Below are 22513 nucleotides of genomic sequence, written 5' to 3' on the forward strand. Positions count from 1 at the left end.
GAGAGGACAGTTCGATGACACATACACTGTCGAGGCGCGGTTTCATGGGCGCCGGCGCCGCCGCGGCGGCCGCTCTCGCGGCGCCAGGCCTGGCGCAGGGGGCAACGCAATGGCGCATGGTCACCTCGTGGCCGAAGAATTTGCCGGGGCCGGGGGTGACGGCGGAAAGGCTTGCCAAACGCATTTCCGCCATGTCGGACGGCAGGCTTGCGGTCCGGGTCTATGCCGCGGGCGAGCTGGTCGGCGGCCTGCAGGTTTTCGATGCGGTCGCCGAGGGCACCGCCGACATGGGCCACACCGCCTCCTTCTTCTGGCAGGGCAAGATCAAGCCGGCGGTGTTCTTCACCGCCGTTCCATTCGGCCTGACGGTGCCGGAGCACATGGCCTGGATCTATCACGGCGGCGGCCAGGCGCTGTGGGACGAGCTTTACGGCAGCTTCGACATCAAGCCGTTCATGGCCGGCAATACCGGCATGTCGATGGGCGGCTGGTACCGCAGGGAGGTCAACACGCTCGACGATCTGAGGGGCCTCAAGCTGCGCATGCCCGGCCTCGGCGGCGAGGTCATGCGCCGGCTCGGCGCAACGCCGGTGTCGGTGCCGCCGTCGGACATCATGAGCGCGCTGCAGTCGGGCCTCATCGACGGCACCGAGTTCCTCGGCCCCTGGAGCGATCTGGCGCTCGGTTTCTACAAGGTCGCGCCCTATTATTACTGGCCGGGATTCCACGAGCCGAACGGCACCGGCGAGGCGCTGATCTCGGCCAAGGCGTGGAACGGATTGCCGGACGATCTGAAGGCGGTGGTGGACAATGCCTGCGCGGCGGAAAACGCCTTCGCCGTGGCCGAGACGGCGTGGGAAAACGCGATCGCGCTCGACGCGCTTATCAGCGAACACGGCGTTTCGGTGCGTCCCTTCCCCGACGAGGTCCTGAAGGCGGCGCGGGCGGCTTCCGAGGAGGTGCTGGCCGGCTTCGCGGAACAGGACGAACTGGCGAACCGCATCTTCCGCTCCTTCGTGGAAGCGCGCAAGCAGGCCATCGGCTGGTCGCGGGTCTCCACCCAGGCCTTCCTGGCCGCCCGCAACGGCTAGAGCGGTTCCCTATAACCAGGAACCGCTCTAAACCAGGGCATTCGCCACTCACGCGGGTTGCATCCGGCCGGCGGATTCGCGAAGAAGGTGCGTTAACCTTACATATGCTTTTGGCTGCTAGGTTCCCGCACATACCTGGCCACTTGTTCCTGTGGAGTTGTTAATGTCCAATCAGAAGCCGGCGCCGCTTGACTGCGATACTGCGCCAGAGTTCGTCGCCCTGCGTATGGCCGAGATCATCCTCATCTATATCGAGGACGGGTCGTGGAACCACATCACGCGCGAGAAATATCTCGATACCTACGCCGAATGTCTGGAGACAGTGCGCGGCAACCGCACCGTGACCGCGGTTCAGGTCAAGGCGATGCCCAGTCCGATCTCAATGAGCCGTTGAGCCCGCAAATCAGCCGAACTGCACCTCGTTTGGGGCCTGCACCGGGCGGCCGTTGACCGTCCAGTGGATGCCGCATTCGGTCTTTTCCTGGCCGCGCCAGCGTCCGGCGCGCAGGTCTTCGCCGTCGGCGACCGGGGTCGTACACGGCGCGCAGCCGATGGACGGATAGCCGGCGGCGACCAGCGGGTGACGCGGTAGTTCGTGGGCCTCGAAATAAGCGGCGATGTCCTGCGGCCCCCAGCTCGCCAGCGGGTTGATCTTGAGCCGCCAGTCGGCCGTCTCGAGCGCTAAGAGCTGCGCCCGGTCGCCGCCATGGAAGCGCTTGCGCCCGGTGATCCACGCCTGATAGCCGCGCAGGCCCCGCTCCATCGGCTTGATCTTGCGGAATTCGCAGCAGGCGTCGGCATCGCGCGCAAAAAGATCGCCGTCCGGGTCGAGGCGCGCCTCGTCCTCCTTGGCGGGCGATACCATCTTCACATGGGTCAGGCCGAGCCGGGCGACGAGATGGTCGCGATAGGCCAGCGTTTCGGGAAACAGCCGCCCGGTATCGACGAACAGGATCGCGGTGGCGGGGTCGATCTCGGAAATCATGTGCGCGAGCACCGCCGATTCGGCGCCGAAGGAGGAGACGAGCGCGATGCGCCCCGGAAACACCTTCCTGATCATCGGCTGGAGCAGGGCTGAGCCCGACAGATGGCCATAGGTCCTTTCGAGCAATCCATACGAAATCATGACCGACGCAACCTCCGCTGTTCGAATATCTCGGCCGGCGCATAGCCGTGCGGCGGCAAGAAGCCGGATTGGTAGCTCAGCGACATGGCAGTCGCCGCCCGCTGCCAGGTCTCCAGCGAAGGGCGGTCGCTCCTCGGCTGGAAGGCGTCGAAGCCGACCTGGCGCATGAAGGCGATCTGGTCGGGCAGCACGTCGCCCGCCGCGCGCAGCTCGCCCCTGAAGCCGAGGCGCGCGCGGATGATGCGGGCGATCGAATAGGCGCGCCCGTCGGTGAAGGCTGCAAAGGAAAGCACGATCGTCTTCAAGGCGCTAAGATAGGGCTTGAGCGCCTCCGGCTCCTCGGTCACCGGGAAGGTGACGCCGAGCCCGCCCCGGCGCCCCTGCAGCGCCTCGAACTCCGCCTTGAGCCTGTCCCACGAGACGATGACGCCGCCTTTTTCCGGCGCCGGTGCCTCGTCGTCGAGGGTGATGAAGCCGTCGTCGACGAATTCTCCGTTCTTAAGCAGCGGCATAGAGCGCCTCCTTGAACGGCTCGGCGCCGGCGCGCCGGTAGAATTGCAGGAAGGTCTCGCCGTCGCTGCGGCGGGCCAGATAGGTGTCGACGATCTGCTCGATGGCGTCGATCACCTCGTCGGAGGAAAAGCCGCGCCCGACGATCTCGCCGATCGAGGCCTGCTCGTCGCCCGAGCCGCCCAGCGTAACCTGATAGAATTCCTGGCCTTTCTTCTCCAGGCCGAGAATGCCGATATGGCCGACATGGTGGTGGCCGCAGGCATTGATGCAGCCTGAAATCTTGATCTTCAGCGGGCCGATATCGTGCTGGCGCTTGAGTTCCGCGAAGCGCTCCGATAGGCGCTGGGCGATGGGGATCGAGCGGGCGGTGGCGAGCGAGCAATAGTCGAGGCCGGGGCAGGAGATGATGTCGGTGACGAGGCCGATATTCGGCGTCGCCAGGCCCGCCGCCGTCAACTCGCCGAATACCGCCTTCAGATCGCCTTTTCTCACATGCGGCAGCACCAGATTCTGCTCGTGGGTGACGCGGATCTCGGAAAAGGAGTACCGTTCGGCGATGTCGGCGACCGCGTCCATCTGGTCGGCGGTGGCGTCGCCCGGAATGCCGCCGATGGGCTTCAGCGAAACATTGACGATCGCATAGCCGTCGACCTTGTGGGCGGCGAGGTTGTTCTTGGCCCAGTCGGCAAAGGCCGGGTCCGTGGCCCGGGCCAACAGATACTCGGCCTCACCGTCGCTTGCCTCGACGGCATAGGCGGGCGGGGCGAAATAGACCGCGATGCGGGAAAGCTCGTCTGCGTCGAGTGTCACCGGGGGCGTCTCAAGCGCCGCATATTCCTCCTCGACGAGACGCGTAAACTCTTCCTTGCCGAGCTCGTGGACGAGTATCTTGATGCGCGCCTTGAACTTGTTGTCGCGACGCCCGAAGCGGTTATAGACGCGCATGATGGCTTCCACATAGGCCAGAAGCTCGTTCCGCGGCAGCCATTCGCGTACCGTCGCGCCGACGAAGGGCGTGCGCCCGAGCCCGCCGCCGACGATGACCTCGAAGCTCGGCTCGCCGGCCTCGTTGCGGTGCATCCTCAGGCCGATATCGTGCACCTTGACGGCGGCGCGGTCGTTCGGCGCCCCGGTCACCGCGATCTTGAACTTGCGCGGCAGGAAGGAGAATTCCGGGTGCAGCGACGACCATTGGCGCAACAGCTCGCAGATCGGCCGCGGGTCCTCGATCTCGTCCGGCGCGACGCCGGCCCACTGGTCGGAGGTGACGTTGCGGATGCAGTTGCCGGAGGTCTGGATGGCGTGCATCTCAACGCTGGCAAGATGTTCAAGAATGTCCGGCACTTGGGGGAGTTCGGGCCAGTTGTATTGGATGTTCTGGCGGGTGGTGAAATGGCCGTAGCCGCGGTCGTAGGTGCGGGCGATCTCGGCCAGCTTGCGCATCTGCCGCGATGACAGGGTGCCGTAGGGGATGGCGACCCGCAGCATATAGGCGTGAAGCTGCAGATAGAGCCCGTTCATCAGCCTTAAGGGCCGGAACTGGTCCTCGGTCAGCTCGCCCGACAGGCGCCGTGCGACTTGGTCGCGGAACTGGGCGACCCGCTCGGCGACGAAGCGGGCGTCGAACTCGTCGTAACGGTACATGGATGCCGCCGCCGTCATCTCGGCCCTCACTCCGCCGCCTGCCGGCTTTCGCCGCCGCCCTGATAGCCGAGGTCGGGGCGCACGCTCGGCCCCTTGGTGCGCAGCCATTCGCGGTATTTCACCGGCCGCAACCCGTCTTCGCCGCGCTCGACCTCGATCAGATAGGAACCGACGACTTCGGTGGCCTCCTCGCTGGCGCGGGCCAGCGCCTCCAGCTCCTCGGCCGCCGCGTCGGTTTCGGCCACGCGCGCCGCGCCGATATAGGGCGACCAGCGCCCGTCGGCGGCCAGAAACACCACGTTGCCGCCGCGCAGGAGGTTCGCGGTAATGACTTTCAGATCCATTTCGCGTCTCTCGCTCTAGATCGGACCCGCGATATCCGCATGCCCCGTGCCCGCCGTTCGATTTATCGACCAACCGCTCGGGACTGGCGGCGTGGGCGCGATCCCCTGTTTGCCAACCACTTGCGTCGGCGTATGAACTTCCTGTAGAGTGGCAACAGGAGCGTCGTTCTGTACGCCGGTCACACGTTCTTTATAAAGAACAAACCGCATCATGTCAAAGAAAGAGCTGCCCGAGGCCGGTGCCACCATCGTCTCCGGAAACCTCGGCAAAACGGTTCAGCGCCTGCGCAAGGCCTACAATCTGTCCTTGAGCGAGCTGTCCGAGCAGTCGGGCGTGGCCAAGTCGATCATCTCGGCGATCGAAAAGAACGAGACCAATCCGACTCTTTCCACCATCTGGCGGCTGAGCCAGGCGCTCGACACCACCATCGACCGGGTGCTCGCGGAGGAGGACGAGGAGCCGTTCGTCGAGAAGCTGGAAAAGTCGGGGGTGCCGGTCCTGACCTCGGAAGACGGCAAGTGCACGCTTGCCATCATCGGCTGGCTGAAGACCGTCTCCTGGGTGCAATGGTACGATTTCAGGGCCGATCCCGGCGGGGTGCTCGAATCGGAGGGCCATCAGCGCGGCTCGGTGGAGAACCTGGCGGTCCTGGCGGGCGAGCTGGAGATCGAGGTCGACGGACAGGTGCGCCGCGCCGGCGAAGGCGAAGTGCTGCGCTACCATTGCGACCGCGAGCATATCATCCGCAACATCGGCAAGACGCCCGCCCACGCGACCATGGTCACCATCCTGCAAGCGACGGTGATGGACTAGCATCCAATGCCGCTCCACACCGTGCGCCTCGATCGTCTCGGCGAGGAGAACGCGTTCGCCGTCCTTGCCCGCGCGGCGGCGATTCAGGCGACCGGCCGCGACGTCGTCAATCTCGGCATCGGCCAGCCGGATTTCCGCACTCCCGATCATATCGTCGAGGCGGCGGTCAAGGCGCTGCGCGACGGCCATCACGGCTATACGCCGGCGCTCGGCATTCAGCCCTTGCGCGAGGCGGTGGCCGCCGACATCGACCGCAGGCTGGGTCTGACCGTTTCTCCCGAACTGATCATGGTGGTGCCCGGCGGCAAGGTCACCATGTTCTTCGCCATCCTGATGTTCGGCGAACCGGGGGCGGAGATCGTCTATCCCGATCCCGGCTTTCCGGTCTACCGCTCGATGATCGAATATACCGGCGCCACGCCGGTGCCGATGCCGATCCGAGAGGAGAACGGCTTTGCCTTCTCCGCCGACGAGCTGTTGTCGCTGATCACGGCCAGGACCCGCCTCATCATCGTCAACAGCCCGGCCAATCCGACCGGCGGGGTTACGCAGAAGGCGGAAGTCGACAGGCTCGTCGCCGGCCTCGAGCATCATCCGGACGTGGCGATCATGTCCGACGAGATCTACGGCCAGATGATCTATGACGGGCTCGAGCATGCGAGCTTCCTCGCCTATCCCGAGATCCGCGACCGGCTGATCCTGCTCGACGGCTGGAGCAAGACCTATGCGATGACCGGCTGGCGTCTCGGTTACGGCGTGTGGCCCGAGAGCCTCATCGACGGCGCCCGCAAGCTTGCCGTCAACAGCCATTCCTGCGTCAACGCGGCGGCGCAATATGCCGGCATCGCCGCGCTCGAAGGCCCTCAAACCTGCGTGCGCGAAATGGTCGCGGCCTTCGATGAGCGCCGCAAGGTGGTGACCCATGGCCTCAACACGCTGCCGGGGGTCTCTTGCGTGACGCCGAAGGGGGCCTTCTATGCCTTTCCGAATGTCCGCAAGACCGGCATCGCCGCCAAGGTGCTGGCCACCGACCTGTTAGAGGAAGCGGGCGTCGCCACCATCGGCGGGCCCGATTTCGGCGTCTATGGCGAGGGCTATATCCGCCTGTCCTACGCCAACAGCGTCGCCAATATCGAAGAGGCGATCCGCCGCATCGGCGATTTCCTGAAACGCCGCCAGGTGCGCTGACCCGGATCTCGCGGACCGCCCTCTTGTCTACCTCCCGTTAACCATGCGGAGATTCATTTCCGCAAGGTCATCCCCACTCTCCGGAGCGCCCTTAGACTCGGACGCTGCTCAGCCATGAACCGCTCTAGATCACGCCCAGGCGCTCCTGCAGGCTCGACGAGGAGGAGGTGTGCTGGTGGATCAGGCGCTCTTCCGGATGGACCACGGAAAAGGCGGCATGAGCCATCAGCGCCGCCTCGTGGAAGCCCGACAGGATCAGCTTGAGCTTGCCCGGATAGTCGACGATATCGCCGATGGCGAAGATCCCCGGCTCGCTGGTTTCGAAGCGCGCCGTGTCGACGGGAATGCGTTCCTCGTTGAGCTTCAGGCCCCACTCGGCGATCGGCCCGAGCTTCATCGTCAGCCCGAAGAAGGCGAGCACGGCATCGCAGGGATAGGTGACCGTCTCGCCGCTTTCCTTGAGCTGTACGTCGACGCTTTCGAGCCGGCCGTTGTCGCCCTTCAGCGCCGTCACCTGGCCGATGCGGAATTCGATCTTTCCGGCCTCGTCGAGTGCGTTCATCTTGGCGACCGAATCGGGCGCTGCGCGGAACCCCGGCCTGCGGTGCAACAGCTTGACGCTCTTGGCCAGCGGCTCGAGGGCGAGCGTCCAGTCGAGCGCCGAATCGCCGCCGCCGACGATGACGACGTCGCGGTCGCGAAAGGCGTCGATCTTTCTGACCGAATAGTGGACCGACGTGCCCTCGTAATCCTCGACCCCCGGGATCGGCGCGCGCTTCGGCTGGAAGCAGCCGCCGCCGGCGGCAACGACCGCGACCGGCGCGATCAGCGTCAGGCCCTCGTCGGTCGTCATCTCGAAGCGCCCGTCGTCGCGCCGCTTCAGCGTCTGGACCATCTGGTTGAAATGAAAGACCGGCTTGAAGGGCTTGCACTGCGCGACCAGCCGTTCGGTCAGTTCCTCGCCGGTGACCTGGTCGATCGCCGGAATGTCGTAGATCGGCTTGTCCGGGTAGAGCTCGGCGCACTGTCCGCCGGGCCGGTCGAGAATGTCGACGATGTGAGAGCTGAGGCCGAGCAGGCCGAGCTCGAAGATCGCGAACAGGCCACATGGCCCGGCGCCGACGATGACTGCATCCGTTTCGTGTGTTTCCGCCATCCCGATGCTCCTCAAAATTTGCTTGTACATTAGAGCGTTCGCCGCCCCGATTGAAGCCTTAGATGGCGGCGGGCCGGCTGCCTCAGGCCTGATGTTCCGGGACATGGACGATAAGCCCGTCCATCTCCTCGGTGATGGCGATCTGGCAGCTCAAGCGGCTCGTCGCGCGCACGTCGAAGGCGAAATCGAGCATGTCCTCCTCCATTTCGGACGGCGTCCCCGTCGCCTCGGTCCAGTCCGCGTCGATATAGACATGGCAGGTCGCGCAGGCGCAGGCGCCGCCGCATTCCGCCACGATTCCGGGGATGTCGTTTTTGATCGCCGTCTCCATGACCGTCGCCCCCGCCTTGGCTTCGACCTCGCGGTGGGTGCCATCGGGCAGGACAAAGGTGATTCTCGCCATCAAGCTCCTCTTGGCGGCAACGCACGGAGGCGCGCGCGCCGCCCGGTTGCAGACGGCGCCGTTCCTAACGGTGATCGGTGTGGAAGTCCAGCCGCCAGGGCGGCGGCGAAATGGCCGGCCTTCAGTGCTCGGCGAGCAGGACGTCGATGAAGCCTATCGCCGTCTCGACGGTCGCCTTCAGTTCCTTCGCCGCGTCCCCGGTGCCCTTGCCGCCCGGAGGATTGGGGAGTTCTTCGGCGCGTTGCGCCGCGGCGGCCACCGCCCAGGCGCCGATGCCCTTGGCCGAGCCCTTGATGGTATGCGCGGCCTGGCGCCAGTGGACCGCGTCACGGGCCCGCTCGAGCCGATCGAGATAGATCCGCGTCTGCACGCGGAAAAGCTGCAGAATCTCGCGTTCCAGTTTCTCGTCGCCCAGGGTGAAGCGCGCCAGATGCACCAGATCGACCGGTCGCCCCGCCCCCGGCTGCGGCGAGAGGCCCTGAACGAGCGACTGCCGTCTTTGCAATGCAACCGCGGCACCCATACTCTCCTCCATCGCTCTACTCGTCTCGAATGTCCCGCCTGGCTATACCAGTGGACAAGACGTTACCAGCGGCGCCATAACACAGGGTTAAGGCCGCCCGGCTCCGCCGCCGCCGCCGGACCGGTTCCGGGCATTGCCGCGCCTTGCGTTTCTGGGTTAACTGTTTCCATTAAGCGATTCCGTAAATTTTATGTTTTCTCGCCTGTTTCTTCCCGATACGATGCCCACGGTAACGGCACCGAACGTCGGCCAATGCGAGTGAGGCCCCGGCATTCGGCCGCAGGATGCACGGCAATAGATGGGCTTGGCCTCTGTGATGAAACAGATGCGGCAGGGAAGTTCCCCCCTCAAGAGGGGGCGGTCAGCGTATGTCCAAACCAGTACAAGTACCTGAAAGCGGCGGGACGAGTATGGCTATGGCGCAACATTCGACCAAGGCGGCAAACAAGGGCGCGGCGAGCGCGGACAAGTCTGACGCCGCATCGCGGAAGCCCAAGACTGGCAAAGCCGAGACGCAGACCGACAAGTCGGCGGCGCAGGCCGTAGCGACCGACGACGGCGACGATCTGGACCGGGCGGCGCTGTCGCTGGAACGGGCCATCGAGGCGGCCGTGCGGCAGCCCGGCGACGACCTGGACACCGGCGATGACGCGGAGGCCCGCAAGCATTTCAAGCCCGGCAAGACCTCGGCGACGGCCGCCAGCGCGGCCGGCGCGCCGGCGCCGCCGCCGGAACGGGAAAACCAGCCGCCGCGGCCGAAGCCGCCGGCCAATGACGACCGCGTCGCAGTCGGCAGACTGCTTTACGGCCTGCAGCGCCGGCCGTCGAAATCGCCCTTCTGGGGGGCGCTCGGCATATCCGCGGCCTGGCTTTTAGGCGGCATCGGTTACGGGTCGGCGATGTTCGGCTCCGAGTTCGCGGCCTTGTCCGGTTTCGAGAGCTTCCTGCGCACGCCGCCGCTCGTCGCGCTGACCATCCTCATCGTCGTTCCGATCCTGTTCTTCTTCACCCTGGCGCTGCTCATCTGGCGAGCCCAGGAATTGCGGCTGATGGCCGCCTCGATGAGCGAGGTCGCGGTCGGCCTTGCCGAGCCCGAGAATGTGGCAACCGAGGCGGTCAACTCGGTCGGGCAGGCGATCCGCCGCGAGGTCGCGGCCATGGGCGACGGCGTCGAGCGGGCGGTGGCGCGCGCCGGCGAGTTGGAGGTGCTGGTGCAAAGCCAGGTGGCGGCGCTCGAGCGCTCCTACGGAGACAATGAAATCCGCATCCGCGGCCTGATCGATGAACTGGTCGCCGAGCGCGAGGCCATTGCCGCGAATGCGGCGCGCCTGCGCGAGGAGATCGCCCATACGCACGAGGGGCTGAACGAGGATCTCGCCGGTGCCACGGACCAGATTTCAGCCGCCCTCAGTGATGTCGGCGACAAGATTTCCGACACCATCCAGAGCCACACCTCCCATTTCACTTCGGCGTTGACTGCGACCGGCGAATCGCTCAGCGAGATGCTGATGAGCCGCGGCGCCGACTTCGTCGAATCGCTGTCGGCGAAAAGCGTCGAAATGGGCGAAACCGTGGGGTCCGTAACGACGCAGATCGAAACCGTCCTGGACGAGGGCAAGACGGCAATGGCGGAGATACTGAGCAGCCAGGGGACAAGTTTGGAAGAACTTCTGTCGGTGCGCGCGGCCAGTATCTCCGAGGCCATTGCCACGGGCACTTCCAGCCTGGACAAAGCTCTTGCCAACCACATGGGCAACTTCAGCACGACGCTGTCGACCCGCCTTCACGACGTCAATACGGCGTTGGATACGCGCATTCAGGAAATCGGCGACACCTTGTCGTCGCAGTCGGCGCGGATTGAAGAGATTTTCACCAAGCGCGGCACCGAGCTCAGCGAGAATGTCGCCAGCCGCGCCGGCGCGGTGCTCAGGGAGCTGGTCAATCAGAGCGTGGAGATCGATGCGACGCTGCAGCAGCGCCTCGGCTCCATCGAGGAGACGCTCAACGTCCGCGGCCGCGAGATCGCCGAGCGGTTCACCGACAAGACTGGCGATCTCAGCGAATTGTTGGACAAGCATATCAACCGTCTCGAAGCGTCGCTGTCCAGCCGCGCCGAGTCGGTGCTCGAATCGATTACCGCCAGGGCCTCCGACCTCAACGATCTGTTGAGCCAGCATGTGGGCCGTCTCGATGCGTCGCTGTCCAGCCGCGCCGAATCGGTGCTCGAATCGATCACCACAAAGACCACCGAGCTCACCAATCTCTTGGGCGATCATTTGAGCCGTCTCGACACGACGCTGTCCGGCGGCGCCGGGTCGGTGGTCGAATCGATCACCGCCAAGGCTTCCGAGCTCGAAGACACCTTCGCCGCGCGGTCGCGGGAGATCACCGAAGGCCTGAGCCGCCGCCAGGCGGATATGTCGGCGCAGTTGGACGAAGTGGAAACGAAACTGTCGGATCGGATGCGCGAGTTTGATTCGTCCCTGTCGACCCGCAGCAGCGAGATCAGCACGCATCTGGAAACGCAGATCCGGGCCATGGACGAACTCGTCAACCAGCGCGCGGTCGGTCTGGTCAGCCAATTGGGGGAACGCGGCAGCGAGGTGGTGCAGACCCTGGAGCAACGCAGCCGGCTGATCGCCCAGGCCGTCGAGAGCGCCGGCACGACAATCGAGCGGGCCATCGCGGCCAAGAGCGGCGAGGCCGCCAAGACCCTCGCCGCGGCGGGCGCCGCCATCGTCGAGAAGGTGTCCTCGCAGGGCCAGCAGATCAGCGAGATGCTGACCGAGTCCGGCGACGCGATCGCCAAGCTGTTGAGCAGCAGCGGCCATCAACTGGTCGAATCGGTCACCGTGACCAATCAACAGATGGCCGGCGATTTCGAGCAAATCCTGCGGCGCATCACCGGCGCCAACGACACCCTGCGCGAGATCCTCTCGGTGACCGGAGATAGTCTTGTAAAGGTCGAACGGGGGCTTTCCGCCCGCGTCGAGGACTTCCGCACGGCGATCGATTCGGCCTCCGTCGAGACCGCGACCACCAGCGAGCGCATCGACGGGCAGATCAACACCCTGCAGAACATTTCCGGCGTCATTCTCACCGACGTAGCGTCGCTCGCCTCGCGTTTCGAGGAGCAGGCCCGGGCGCTGCGCGAGGCCACCGACGCGGTGGGCCACTCCAGCGAGACGCTGGACTCCACGATGCATTCCCGCCACCAGGCGCTGCTCTCGGTGACCCGGTCGCTGAGCGAAAAGGCGGAAGAAGTCAACGAGATGATGCGCAGCTTCACTGGAATGGTGGAGGAATCGCTGATCACCGCCGAGCGCACCGCGCGCGAGATCGGCTTCCTCCTGGGCGAGAACGCATCGCATTCCTCGGAGCAGATCCGCGTCGAATTCGAGCGCTTGAAGGAGACGACGGACGAGGAATCGCGTCGCGCGCTGGAATCCATGCGCGGCGGTTATGCCGAGCTCAGGGGCGAGATCCAAGCCATGCTGGCGGAGGCCCGTGACCGCTTCTCGGAGATGACCGAGCAGGTGCAGGCGGCCTCCAGCCAGATCGGTCGCGACCTGGAGGCGACGCGCGCCGAGCTGCGCCGCGGCGTGCTTGAGTTGCCGGCCGAGGCGGCGGAGACCACCGTCGCCATGCGCCGCATGATTGCCGAACAGCTGCGCGCCGTCGACGAACTGTCCGACATCGTGTCGCGGCACGGCAAGGGGCTCGACGTGTCGGCTCCCGAGCAGCGGGCGTCCGCCGCCGAGGAGCCGCCAGCCCGCCAGGCGCCTGCCCGTTCCGATCGAGCCGGTTCGGCGCCCGCTTCCCGCGCCTCGGACACCGGCAACGGCGCCACTCTTCCGCGCAAGCCGGCCCCTGCGGCGCAACGCGGCGGCGAAAAACTGAGTGACAAGCTGAGCGACAAGCTGGGCGGCAAATGGAACCTTCCCGATCTGCTCGCCCGCGTCAGCGAAGCCGAAGAGACGGGCGATGAACGCGGTCGCGCGTCATCGCCGCCTGCGCCGCCAGCGCCGGCCGCTCCCGCGCGCGCCGCTGCCCCGGCGGCCGAGCGGGGGAGGGCGGCGAATGGCGAATCGGGCCGCTCGCCCCTGCATGTGGTTGAGTCGCTGAACTCGCTCAGCGTCGATCTCGCCCGGGCCATCGATCACGACGCGCCCGGCGAATTGTGGGAGCGCTATCGGCGCGGCGAGCGCGGCGTCTTCACCCGCCGGCTCTATACGCTGCGCGGGCAGCGCAATTTCGACGAGATCCGGAGCAAGTATCAAGCCGATCCCGAGTTCCGCGACACCGTCGACCGCTATGTCAGGGAGTTCGAGCAGCTGATCGAGAGCGTGTCGCGCAACGATCGCGACAACATTCTGACCCAGACCTACCTGACGTCGGACACCGGCAAGGTCTATATCATGCTCGCCCATGCCAGCGGCCGCTTCGACTGATCGGGAACCGCTCTAGATTTTCGCCAGGGTCCAGCGCACGACGCTGACCAGCACCTGGGAGAACGCGTCATTGAGCGCGGCAACGCCGGCCGCCGCGTCGCCGTCGCCGCCGGCGACGGGGGCCGTGGCGGTGAAATCGCGGCCGGTGAGGGTGCGCCCCTCCTTGTCCGAGACCAGCTGGACATAGAGGCTGACGCGGGCCTTATGATCGCCCGCGGCATTGCTGACGCTGAAATCGCGCACCTCGCTCAACAGCTGATAGTCGACCGTGAGCCCGTCCGTCATTCGCGTGACGGTGCGCACGCCTGCCGCATTGAACGCCTCGATGAGCCGCGCTTCGACCAGCCGCGGCAGGCGGTCGGTCCATTGGGCATCGGCGTAATAGGCGGCAAGCCCCGTCTGCGGCCGGATAACGATCCGCTCGCTGTCGAACAGCTGGATGGCGTTGGGAATGCGCACGCCGAGACGCGCCGTGATCTCGGCGGCGTGGCGGACGTCCGCGCGGGCGCTCAGATCGTAGGTGGTCGGCGGCGGCGGCGGCGGTCCGAGCAGACCGAGCGCCGCGCAGCCGCCGAGCTGCACGGACAGTAAGACAATCCCGAAGTCACGCCGCAACCGCAACATTCTCGCGACACCCCCCAAGAGTTTTGTTTGCGACACTCTGTTTGCGACAACCCCGGCAGATTTCCCTCAGCGGGGAGTGTATTCCGGAACCTGCGAACGCCCGGAGAGGAAGCGCTGCGGGTTGCGCTCCATGCGTTCGACAAAGGACTGGATGGTGCGAAACGTCGTCCGCCCTTCGGCGAGAAAGCTTTCCAGCTCCCGCACGCCGCGGCCGGTGGCCCGCTCGATGCCTTCGGTCGCCGTGCCCAGCTGCTCGCTGAGGTCGGCGGCAAGCTGGCGGAAGGTCGCCGCCGCCTCGCGCGCATCGGTCAGGAAGCCGGCGGCGTCCGTCTCCACCATGCCGCTGACCCGGGCGACAAGCTTGTCGATGTCGTCTCCCACCTTGTTGAGCTTCTGCGCCAAGGCATTGGCGTCGGTGATCAGATTGCCCACCTGTTCGGAATTCTCCGACAGAACGGTGGTGAACGTCTCGGCGTTCTTGATCGTCTTGCCGAAAGACTCCGAATTTTCCGCCAGGAAGCTGTCGATCCGCGAGAAGGCGGATCTGGCGTCCTTGACTAGGCCGCTGCCCTCCTCGCCGAGCAGCGTATCGGCCCGGGTGACAACGGCTTCCAGCTTGACCGAGACGGAGTTCAGCCGGGTCGCCAGCTCGCTGGCGTCCTTCATGAATTTGTCGAACTCTTCGGTATTGCTCGCCAGCGTGCTGGAGAAGGTGTCGATATTCTTGATCGTCTCCTTGAGCGGCGCCTCGTTTTCGGCCAGGAACGCATCGATCCGCTGGAAGGTGGAGCCGATGTTCTTCATCATCTCGCCGCCGCCCTCGCCGATGAGGGAGTTGATGCCCTTGACCAGCTCGTCGAGGCCCTCGGACATGCCGTCGAGCCGGCTGGCGAAGGCGCTAACGTCGCGCATGAAGCTGTCGAAGCGCTCGGAATTGGCGGCCAGCGTTTCGGTAAATTTCTCGACATTGGCGAGCGAGTTGTCAATCGCTTCTTCATTGGTGCCCAGCACCCGGTCGAGCCGCGCAAACAGGCTTGAGCCCTTCTCGGCGATGTCGCTGACGGTATCGAGCAGCTTCTTCAATTGGCTCGGTTCGGCAATGATGACGGGGATCTCGCCCTCGGGACCGACGCCGATCGTCTCCGCCCCCGGCGAGCCGCCGAGAAGCTGTACCACGGCGACGCCAGTGAGCCCCTGGAGTTCGAGCCGGGCGACGGTATCGGGCTTCACCGGCGTTCCCGTCTGCACATGGACCAGGGTGCGGACCCGCTTCGGATCGTCCGGGTCCACCGCAAGCCTGGCGACCTCGCCGACCTTAATGCCGTTGAACAGCACATCGCCGCCCGCGGTCAGCCCCGTCACCGCCTCTTCGAAGACGATGATGATCGGCTCTTCGCCGGCGGCCTCCTCGAACCGCGCCAGCCAGTAGATAAAGCCGAATCCCAGCGCCCCCACGATGACCGTGAAGATCCCGACCAGTATGTGGTTGGCCTTGGTTTCCATGGCCTAAGCCTCGACCGCGCCACGCGAGCGCGGCCCCTTGAAATAGGCGGCGACCCAGGGATGCTCGAAGGCCAACATCGTCTTCAGATCGCCGCTGACCAGGACGTGACCGTCGCCGAGTACCGCGATTCGGTCGCAAATGGCATATAGAGAGTCGAGGTCGTGTGTCACCATAAAGACGGTCAGACCGAGAGTCTGTTGCAATTTCCCCACAAGGTCGTCGAAATCGGCGGCGCCGATAGGGTCGAGCCCGGAGGTCGGCTCGTCGAGAAAGACGATTTCCGGGTCGAGCGCCAGGGCACGGGCAAGCCCGGCGCGCTTGCGCATGCCGCCGGAAAGCTCGGCCGGATATTTGGCGCCGGCGTCGAGCGGCAGTCCGACCATGGACAGTTTCAGCGCCGCCAGTTCGTCCATCATCTTCTGCGGCAGTTTGAGATGCTCGCGCATCGGCACCTGAATGTTCTGTGCCACGGTCAGCGAGGAGAAAAGGGCGCCATCCTGGAACAACACGCCCCAGCGCCGCTCGACCGCGGTCCGCTCCTGACTGCTGAGCTTGCCCGGATCCTGGCCGAACACCTCCACCGTGCCGGCCCAGCGCGGCAACAGGCCGACGATCGATCTGAGCAGCACCGACTTGCCCGATCCCGAGGCGCCGACGACGCCCAGCACCTCGCCGCGATAGACATCGAGCACGAGGTCCTTGAGCACCACCTGCGTGCCGAAGCCGACCGTCAACCCGCGCACGCGGATCACCACCTCCTTGGGTCCCGTTCCGTTGGTCTTGCCCATCGCCTACCAACTCACCGCCGACAGGAACATCGCGAACAGGGCGTCGAGAACGATGACCATGAAGATCGACTTGACCACCGACGCGGTGGTCTGCCGGCCGAGCGATTCGGCGCTGCCGGTGACCTTCAGCCCCTCGACGCAGGAGATCAGACCGATGACCAGCGCCATGAACGGCGCCTTGAACAACCCGACCAGGAAGGTGTTCATGCCGATGCCTTCGCGCAGCCGCTCGAGGAACGCGGTCGGGCTCATCCCGATATAATATTTGGCGACCATGCCAGCGCCGACCAGCCCCAGCATGTCGGCCATGAAGGTGACCATCGGCAAGGTCAAGATCAAAGCGACGAGCCGCGGCACGATCAGGGTCTCGATCGGGTCGAGACCGATGATCCGCATGGCGTCGATTTCCTCGCGCATCTTCATGCTGCCGAGCTCGGCGGTGAAGGCGGAGCCGGAGCGGCCCGCGAACATGATCGCCGTCATCAGCACGCCAAGTTCACGCAGAACCAGGATGCCGACCAGATCGACCGCGAACAGCTCGGCGCCGAAGCGGCGCAACTGGAACGCCCCCTGCTGGGCGATGATACCGCCGATCAGGAACGACATCAGACCGATGATGCCGACAGCGCGGAGCCCGGTATGCTCCATGTGATGGACGACCGAGGTAAAGCGCAGCCGCGCCGGCCTGGCGACCGCCCGGCCCAGGGCCGAGACGGCGGCGCCGAGGAAGGCGAGCACCCGCACCACGTCCTCTCCGGCACCGGTCACCGCGTGGCCGGTGTCGTCGAGCAGACGGACGAGCGAGCTCACCCGTTCGGGCGGCGGGAGCTCTTGCGGCGGATGCTCGGCGACTTCCTCCAGCAGCACCCTGTGCTTGTCCGAGATGTTGCTGTAGACGGTCTTGAGTCCGCCCGCGCGCCAACTACCGACGCTGCGCACCAGCAGCCAGGCGCCGGCGGTGTCGAGCTCCTTCAGCGCCGCCAGATCGATGTCGATTCGCTGCGCGTCCGAGGGCACCTCGATGCCGGAAATTCTGCGCTCCAGGCCGGCAAGCGTGTTCACGGTCCAGCGCCCGCGCGGCTCGAGATGCACGCGGGATTCCTCGACATGGCAATCAAGCGCGGAGTCGTTCAACTCGCTCATTGCTCGGTCCCGAACCTATCCGCCCTTGATCCGGTGTGCACGAACCGGGCCGGTAAAGCAAGCCGGATTGGCGTTGCGATTTCATGCCGTTCGCGCACGTCTCCGGTAATGAGATTGGGCCCATGACCCCGACCTTGCGCGTCCATGCCGAACAATGGCCGGTGGTCGGCGGCTATGCCACCTCCCGCGGCCCCCGCACCGCGACGCATGTGGTTGTTGCCGAGATTCGCGAGGGTGACATTGTTGGCCGCGGCGAATGCCTGCCCTATGCCCGCTATGGCGAAAGCGTTGCCGGGGTTCTGGCGGCCATCGAGGCGCTGGCCGGGGAGATTGCGGCGGGTGCCGGACGCGCCGAGCTGCAACGATTGCTGCCGGCGGGCGCCGCGCGCAACGCGCTCGACTGCGCTTTCTGGGACCTGGACGCCAAACGCGCCGGTAAGCGCGTCTGGGAACTCGCCGGCCTGTCGGAGCCGGGACCGCTGACCACCGCCTACACGATCGGCCTGGCCGCGCCGGAGGCGATGGCCGAAGCGGCGCGGCGGGCGGCGCATCGCCCGCTGATCAAGGTCAAGCTCGGCGGCGACGGCGACGAGGCGCGCCTTGCCGCGATACGCGCCGCCGCGCCCGAAGCCCGGCTCATCGTCGATGCCAACGAGGCCTGGCGCAAGGACCGGCTCGCGCCGCTGATGGGGGCCTGCGCGCGCGCCGGCGTCGAGATGATCGAACAGCCGCTTGCCGCCGCCGACGACGGTGCGCTTGCCGAGATTCAAAGGGTCGTTCCGGTCTATGCCGATGAAAGCGTGCATACCCGCGCAGACCTTGCCCGGGTTGCCGGCCGTTATGACGGCATCAACATCAAGCTCGACAAGACGGGCGGCCTCACCGAGGCGCTGGCGCTCGCCGCGGCCGCGGAGGCAGCCAGCCTGCCGTTCATGGTCGGCTGCATGGTGGGAACGTCGCTTGCCATGGCGCCGGCCACGCTGGTCGCCCAGCGCGCCAGGATCGTCGATCTCGACGGGCCACTGCTGCTCGCCCGCGACCGCCCCCCCGGCCTGCGCTACGAGGACAGCCTCGTCCATCCCCCAGAGGCATCGTTGTGGGGCTAGAAGGTCGGTCGGGAATGGCAATTTCCCGGATCGGCGCCATGTTCGCGGCAGCCCCGCGGCACCTGTCGTTTGGCGCAAATCCATCAGTTTTTCAGCCACCGTCATAGAATCTTAACGAAGCCCCAACGAATCAGCGACAATCTGCCGGATGAATGCGGCGGGTCGCGGTTGGCGGCCGCCATGACGGGATTGAGGCAGGTGACGCAGAACAGGTCCGAAGCCGCGGCCGCGTTGGACGAGGCGGAATACGAGGCGATCGAGACAGCGGTCAGGGAAACCACGCGCGGGCGCGCCTTCCTCGCCGAATTCGCCCGGCGCAACCGCAGCCTCGACACCGGCGCGCTGCTCGAGTCCGTCCGCAGGCTGCAGCTCGCCCAGCAGGACCGCCACCCGCCGGCCGAGCTGAGCCACCTCAGCCGCGACATCATGGAGATCGCCACGGCGGTTGCCCGTGCGCGTCGCGACATTGCCGCGATTCCGGCGGCCAAGGAGACGGGATCCGACATTGGCGGCGGCGAATTCGATTCCATTATCGGCTGGGCGGAAAAGGCGACGTCCGACATTCTCGCCGCCACCGAGGACATCCAGGAGATCTCCTGGAAGCTGCGCGAAAAGGGCCTGGCCCCCAAGTCGTGCGACGCGCTCGACGCCCGCGCCACCGACATCTATACGGCCTGCGCGTTCCAGGACCTGGCGAGCCGGCGCATCGGCGCGGCGATCGCCGCGTTCAATGCCATCGAGAAGCGGCTCGGCCGCCTCGCCGAGGTCTGGGGCCTCGACAAGGGCGCGGGCCGTATGCGCCGGGCACCGGCGGAAGCGGCGGCGCAGGAGTCGCGACCGGCCGCGGAGGAAAGCCTCGAACTGTTCGCGCGCCTTGCCACCGACCTCAGGGCGGCGATGCGCCTGGCGGGTGCCGGATCTCCCGACGCCCCTGCCGCCGCCCCGGGGCGCGGCGAGGCGCCGCAGGTGGGCGCCGAGGCGGAAGCCGCACGATCCGCGGACCCGTCGCCGGCGGAGGATCCCGGCGACGAAGAGCTGAACGAAAATCCCGACCTCGACCGCCTTTCCCAGGCCCATAAGACGGCGCTGTTCAGCTAGGCCGTTCACCAGCGATGATGGCCGCGAACAGGCCGGGATCGACATTGCCGCTGGTGAGGACCACCGCAATGTCGCCGCCCTGGACCTCGACCTTGCCGGCGAGCAGCGCGGCCAGGCCCGCCGCGCCGCTCGGCTCCAGCACCAGCTTCAGCTCGTTAAAGCCAAATCCGACCGCAGCCCGCACCTCCTCATCGGTGACCGCCAGACCGCCCGCGAGCAGGCGCCGATTGATCTTGAACGTCATCTCGCCCGGGGTCCGGACCAAGAGCGCGTCGCAGATCGAGCCGCCGGCCGCGGCGTTTCGTTCGCGCCGGCCGCTCTTCAGCGAGCGGGCAAGATCGTCGAAGCCGGCCGGCTCCACCGCGTAGATGCGGGCCTCCGGGACGCGCGCGGCCATGGCCAGCGCAATGCCGGCGATCAATCCGCCGCCGCTCGCCGGAACCAGCACCTGTGAAAGCGCGACGCCTTGCCGTTCGGCCTCCTCGGCGAGTTCCAGCCCCACGGTCCCCTGGCCGGCGATGATGCGCGGATGGTCGTAGGGCGGCACGATGGCCGCGTCCCGCTCCTCCGCGATGCGTCTTGCGATGGCTTCGCGGTCCTCGGTGAGCCGGTCGTAAAGGACAATCCCGGCGCCATATCGAGCGGTGCGCTCGCGCTTGATCGCCGGGGCGTCGGCGGGCATGACGATGGTCGCCTCGAGCCCGCAGAGAGCGGCCGCCGCGGCAACGGCCTGGGCATGGTTGCCGGAGGAATAGGCGACGACCGGCCTTCCGGGCTCGGCGGCGGCAATCTCGCTCACCAGGTTGTAGGCGCCGCGAAACTTGAACGAGCCCGTGCGTTGCAGGTTCTCCAGCTTGAGCAGCACCCGGCGTCCGGCGCGGGCGTTGAGTTCGACAAATTCGACAAGCGGCGTGTGCGACGCCTGTCTGGCGATCCGCGCCTGCGCCTTCAGGACATCGTCAAAGTCAGGCAAGGCCTGCATGGCCCACCACCCCCAAGCTTGGCTTGCGGCCACCGCCGCCATAAGTTGGCCCCCACACGAGCTGACGGGGAGCGATCGAGCATGGATCTTGGCATCGGCGGCCGCAAGGCCATCGTCTGTGCTTCCAGCAAGGGGCTCGGCCGCGGCTGCGCCATGGCGCTGGCGGAAGCCGGCGTCGCGGTTGTCGTCAATGGCCGCGACGAGGCGACACTCGCCGAGACCGCGGCGGAGATTGCCGACCGCTTCAAGGTGCCGGTGACGCCGGTCACGGCCGACATCGGCACGCGCGCCGGCCAGGAGGCGCTCATCGCCGCCTGCCCGGAGCCCGACATCCTGGTCAACAACAATGCCGGCCCGCCGCGCCGCGACTTTCGCGAGCTTGACCGCGAGGCCATGATCGACGGGGTGATCATGAACATGATCACGCCGATCGAGCTCATCCAGCGCACGCTCGACGGCATGGCCGAGCGCGGCTTCGGGCGCATCGTCAACATCACCTCCATCTCGGTCAAGATGCCGCTTGCCGGCCTCGACTTGTCTTCCGGCGCGCGCGCCGGGCTGACGGCGTTTCTCGCCGGCATCTGCCGCACCGTCGCCGACCGCAACGTCACCATCAACAATCTCCTGCCCGGCATGTTCGACACCGAGCGGCTGCGCGCGGGCTTTCCGGCCCAAGCGCGGCTGCAGGGCAGGAGCGCCGAAGAGGTCGCCCGCGAGCGCGCCCGGGAGGTGCCGGCCGGCCGCTTCGGCGACCCGGGGGAGTTCGGCCGCGCCTGCGCCTTCCTGTGCAGCGCGCATGCCGGCTACATCACCGGCCAGAACATCCTCATCGACGGCGGCCTGTTCAAGAGCGCCTTCTAGCGCGCTGGCCACCCGGCTTGCCAATCGCGCGCCGGTGCGACAAATATGGCACCGCCCGCGCGGAGGAAACCGCGCGCTCGGAGAAAACAGAAAGGTTGCAAGCGCCGCAATGCCCGATCTCGACCTCAAAGTTGCAGCGATCGACAAGCTCGCGCCGCAGATCAAGAGGTTCGCGTTCGTCGCCACGGACGGCGGCAGCCTGCCCCCTTTCGAGGCCGGCGCCCATATCAACATTTTCACCGGCAACGGGCTGACGCGCTCCTATTCGCTGGCCGGAGATCCGGCGGACTCGAGCCGCTACGTCACCGCGGTCCTGCGCGAACCGAAGGGCGGCGGCTCGACCTGGATGCACGACGAGGTCAAGGTCGGCGACATGCTGAAAGCCTCAGGACCCATCAACAATTTCCCGCTCGACCCCAGCGCCGGCCGGCATCATCTCATCGCCGGCGGCATCGGCATTACCCCGATGCTCGCCATGGGCCATGCGCTCAGCCGCGGCGAGGTGCCGTTCAAGCTCGACTATTGCACCAAGTCGGTCGAAGAGACGGCCTTCCTCGACGAGGTCAAGGAGATCTTCGGCGATGCCGTCAGCTTCCATCACGATGGCGGCGACCCGAAGAAGGGCATCGACCTTAAGGCGACGCTGGCCGAGCGCCCGGACAATACGCATCTTTATCTCTGCGGTCCGGCGGGCCTGCTCAGGGCCGCCCGCGAGGCCGCCCGCCACTGGCCCGACAAGGTGGTGCATTACGAGCTGTTCTCCAGCGCGCTCAGCGACCACGAACGCGCCGAGGTAAGGGCGCGCGCCAACGAGCCCTTCGAGATCGAGCTTGCCCAAAGCGGCCTGACGCTCACCGTTCCCGCCGACAAGACCATCCTGGAGGTTCTCAACGATAACGGGATCGCGGTCATCAAGGTCTGCGAGGAGGGCTATTGCGGCACCTGCCAGGTTTCCCTCCTCGGCGGCAAGGCCGACCACCGCGACGAGGTCCTCGATGACGACGAGAAGGCGGCCAACACCCTGATCCAGGTCTGCATCTCGCGCGCCCTGCCGGGCGAAAAGCTGATCCTCGATCTTTAAGATCCGCGCCGACGGAGCGTGTCGTCGTCCCTGAGCAGTCGGGGACCCATTGGCGGCTCACCTTGCCAATGCC

21 protein-coding genes are annotated in these 22513 nt (G+C 66.3%); 9 read left to right on the forward strand and 12 right to left on the reverse strand.

Annotation, left to right across the window (positions count from 1 at the left end):
* Positions 1-14 precede the first annotated feature (14 nt).
* Both Q8P46_00815 and Q8P46_00820 read left to right on the forward strand, forming a co-directional pair.
* Complete coding sequence (locus Q8P46_00815) at positions 15-1091, forward strand: TRAP transporter substrate-binding protein (GenBank protein MDP2618714.1); 1077 nt, start codon at positions 15-17, stop codon at positions 1089-1091.
* A 163-nt stretch (positions 1092-1254) separates the two neighbouring features.
* Entirely contained in the window at positions 1255-1485 is a 231-nt protein-coding gene (locus Q8P46_00820) for a hypothetical protein (GenBank protein ID MDP2618715.1), read from the forward strand.
* 9 nt (positions 1486-1494) lie between these two features.
* Here the strand turns inward: Q8P46_00820 and Q8P46_00825 are convergent, their stop codons facing one another.
* The 4 genes from Q8P46_00825 to Q8P46_00840 are packed head-to-tail and all read right to left on the reverse strand — an operon-like array spanning position 1495 to position 4718.
* Complete coding sequence (locus Q8P46_00825; GenBank protein ID MDP2618716.1) at positions 1495-2217, reverse strand: phosphoadenylyl-sulfate reductase; 723 nt, start codon at positions 2215-2217, stop codon at positions 1495-1497.
* Entirely contained in the window at positions 2214-2729 is a 516-nt protein-coding gene (locus Q8P46_00830) for a DUF934 domain-containing protein (GenBank protein ID MDP2618717.1), read from the reverse strand. Before Q8P46_00830 ends, Q8P46_00825 begins: the two co-directional genes overlap by 4 nt.
* Entirely contained in the window at positions 2716-4374 is a 1659-nt protein-coding gene (locus Q8P46_00835; protein ID MDP2618718.1) for a nitrite/sulfite reductase, read from the reverse strand. The genes Q8P46_00830 and Q8P46_00835 overlap by 14 nt, the downstream gene beginning before the upstream one ends.
* Positions 4375-4400: 26 nt before the next feature.
* Positions 4401-4718, reverse strand: coding sequence for a DUF2849 domain-containing protein (locus Q8P46_00840; protein ID MDP2618719.1), 318 nt, complete (start codon positions 4716-4718; stop codon positions 4401-4403).
* Between the two features lie 211 nt (positions 4719-4929).
* Here Q8P46_00840 and Q8P46_00845 point away from each other — a divergent pair, with 211 nt between their 5' ends.
* The gene (locus tag Q8P46_00845) at positions 4930-5532 is read left to right on the forward strand and encodes an XRE family transcriptional regulator (protein MDP2618720.1); all 603 of its coding nucleotides are present in this window, start codon (positions 4930-4932) and stop codon (positions 5530-5532) included.
* Between the two features lie 6 nt (positions 5533-5538).
* Entirely contained in the window at positions 5539-6720 is a 1182-nt protein-coding gene (locus Q8P46_00850) for a pyridoxal phosphate-dependent aminotransferase (GenBank protein MDP2618721.1), read from the forward strand.
* A 124-nt stretch (positions 6721-6844) separates the two neighbouring features.
* Here the strand turns inward: Q8P46_00850 and Q8P46_00855 are convergent, their stop codons facing one another.
* From Q8P46_00855 to Q8P46_00865, 3 genes are all read right to left on the reverse strand, one after another.
* Complete coding sequence (locus tag Q8P46_00855) at positions 6845-7876, reverse strand: NAD(P)/FAD-dependent oxidoreductase (protein MDP2618722.1); 1032 nt, start codon at positions 7874-7876, stop codon at positions 6845-6847.
* An 82-nt stretch (positions 7877-7958) separates the two neighbouring features.
* Positions 7959-8279 carry a 2Fe-2S iron-sulfur cluster-binding protein gene (locus Q8P46_00860; GenBank protein ID MDP2618723.1) on the reverse strand — a complete coding sequence of 107 codons (321 nt, stop codon included), beginning with the start codon at positions 8277-8279 and terminating at the stop codon, positions 7959-7961.
* A gap of 121 nt (positions 8280-8400) precedes the next feature.
* Positions 8401-8802, reverse strand: coding sequence for an Hpt domain-containing protein (locus Q8P46_00865; protein ID MDP2618724.1), 402 nt, complete (start codon positions 8800-8802; stop codon positions 8401-8403).
* Between the two features lie 416 nt (positions 8803-9218).
* Between Q8P46_00865 and Q8P46_00870 the strand changes: the two genes are divergently transcribed.
* Positions 9219-13253, forward strand: coding sequence for a hypothetical protein (locus tag Q8P46_00870; GenBank protein MDP2618725.1), 4035 nt, complete (start codon positions 9219-9221; stop codon positions 13251-13253).
* Positions 13254-13265: 12 nt separating this feature from the next.
* On the opposite strand, the gene Q8P46_00875 is transcribed toward Q8P46_00870, so the two are convergent.
* The 4 genes from Q8P46_00875 to Q8P46_00890 all read right to left on the reverse strand — a co-directional run bounded on the left by Q8P46_00875 (position 13266) and on the right by Q8P46_00890 (position 17312).
* The gene (locus Q8P46_00875; protein MDP2618726.1) at positions 13266-13877 is read right to left on the reverse strand and encodes an ABC-type transport auxiliary lipoprotein family protein; all 612 of its coding nucleotides are present in this window, start codon (positions 13875-13877) and stop codon (positions 13266-13268) included.
* A 66-nt stretch (positions 13878-13943) separates the two neighbouring features.
* Positions 13944-15380: an MlaD family protein gene (locus tag Q8P46_00880; protein MDP2618727.1), complete on the reverse strand. Its 1437-nt coding sequence runs from the start codon at positions 15378-15380 to the stop codon at positions 13944-13946.
* A gap of 3 nt (positions 15381-15383) precedes the next feature.
* Complete coding sequence (locus Q8P46_00885; protein MDP2618728.1) at positions 15384-16169, reverse strand: ABC transporter ATP-binding protein; 786 nt, start codon at positions 16167-16169, stop codon at positions 15384-15386.
* Between the two features lie 3 nt (positions 16170-16172).
* On the reverse strand, positions 16173-17312 hold the full coding sequence (locus Q8P46_00890) for an ABC transporter permease (protein MDP2618729.1): 1140 nt from the start codon (positions 17310-17312) through the stop codon (positions 16173-16175).
* Between the two features lie 122 nt (positions 17313-17434).
* Between Q8P46_00890 and Q8P46_00895 the strand changes: the two genes are divergently transcribed.
* The gene (locus Q8P46_00895; GenBank protein ID MDP2618730.1) at positions 17435-18418 is read left to right on the forward strand and encodes a dipeptide epimerase; all 984 of its coding nucleotides are present in this window, start codon (positions 17435-17437) and stop codon (positions 18416-18418) included.
* A gap of 180 nt (positions 18419-18598) precedes the next feature.
* A complete protein-coding gene (locus Q8P46_00900; protein ID MDP2618731.1) occupies positions 18599-19516 on the forward strand; it encodes a hypothetical protein in 918 nt (305 codons plus the stop codon).
* Here Q8P46_00900 and Q8P46_00905 read toward each other — a convergent pair.
* A complete protein-coding gene (locus Q8P46_00905) occupies positions 19509-20498 on the reverse strand; it encodes a threonine/serine dehydratase (protein MDP2618732.1) in 990 nt (329 codons plus the stop codon). The two genes, Q8P46_00900 and Q8P46_00905, sit on opposite strands and share 8 nt — an antisense overlap.
* Positions 20499-20579: 81 nt before the next feature.
* Here Q8P46_00905 and Q8P46_00910 point away from each other — a divergent pair, with 81 nt between their 5' ends.
* Together Q8P46_00910 and Q8P46_00915 are read left to right on the forward strand one after the other, a co-directional pair.
* Positions 20580-21359 carry an SDR family oxidoreductase gene (locus Q8P46_00910; protein MDP2618733.1) on the forward strand — a complete coding sequence of 260 codons (780 nt, stop codon included), beginning with the start codon at positions 20580-20582 and terminating at the stop codon, positions 21357-21359.
* A gap of 109 nt (positions 21360-21468) precedes the next feature.
* Positions 21469-22440 (forward strand): PDR/VanB family oxidoreductase, encoded by a 972-nt coding sequence (locus tag Q8P46_00915; GenBank protein ID MDP2618734.1) that lies wholly within the window; start codon positions 21469-21471, stop codon positions 22438-22440.
* The last annotated feature ends 73 nt before the right edge of the window (positions 22441-22513 follow it).

Source organism: Hyphomicrobiales bacterium, from assembly GCA_030688605.1.
Classification (GTDB): domain Bacteria; phylum Pseudomonadota; class Alphaproteobacteria; order Rhizobiales; family NORP267; genus JAUYJB01.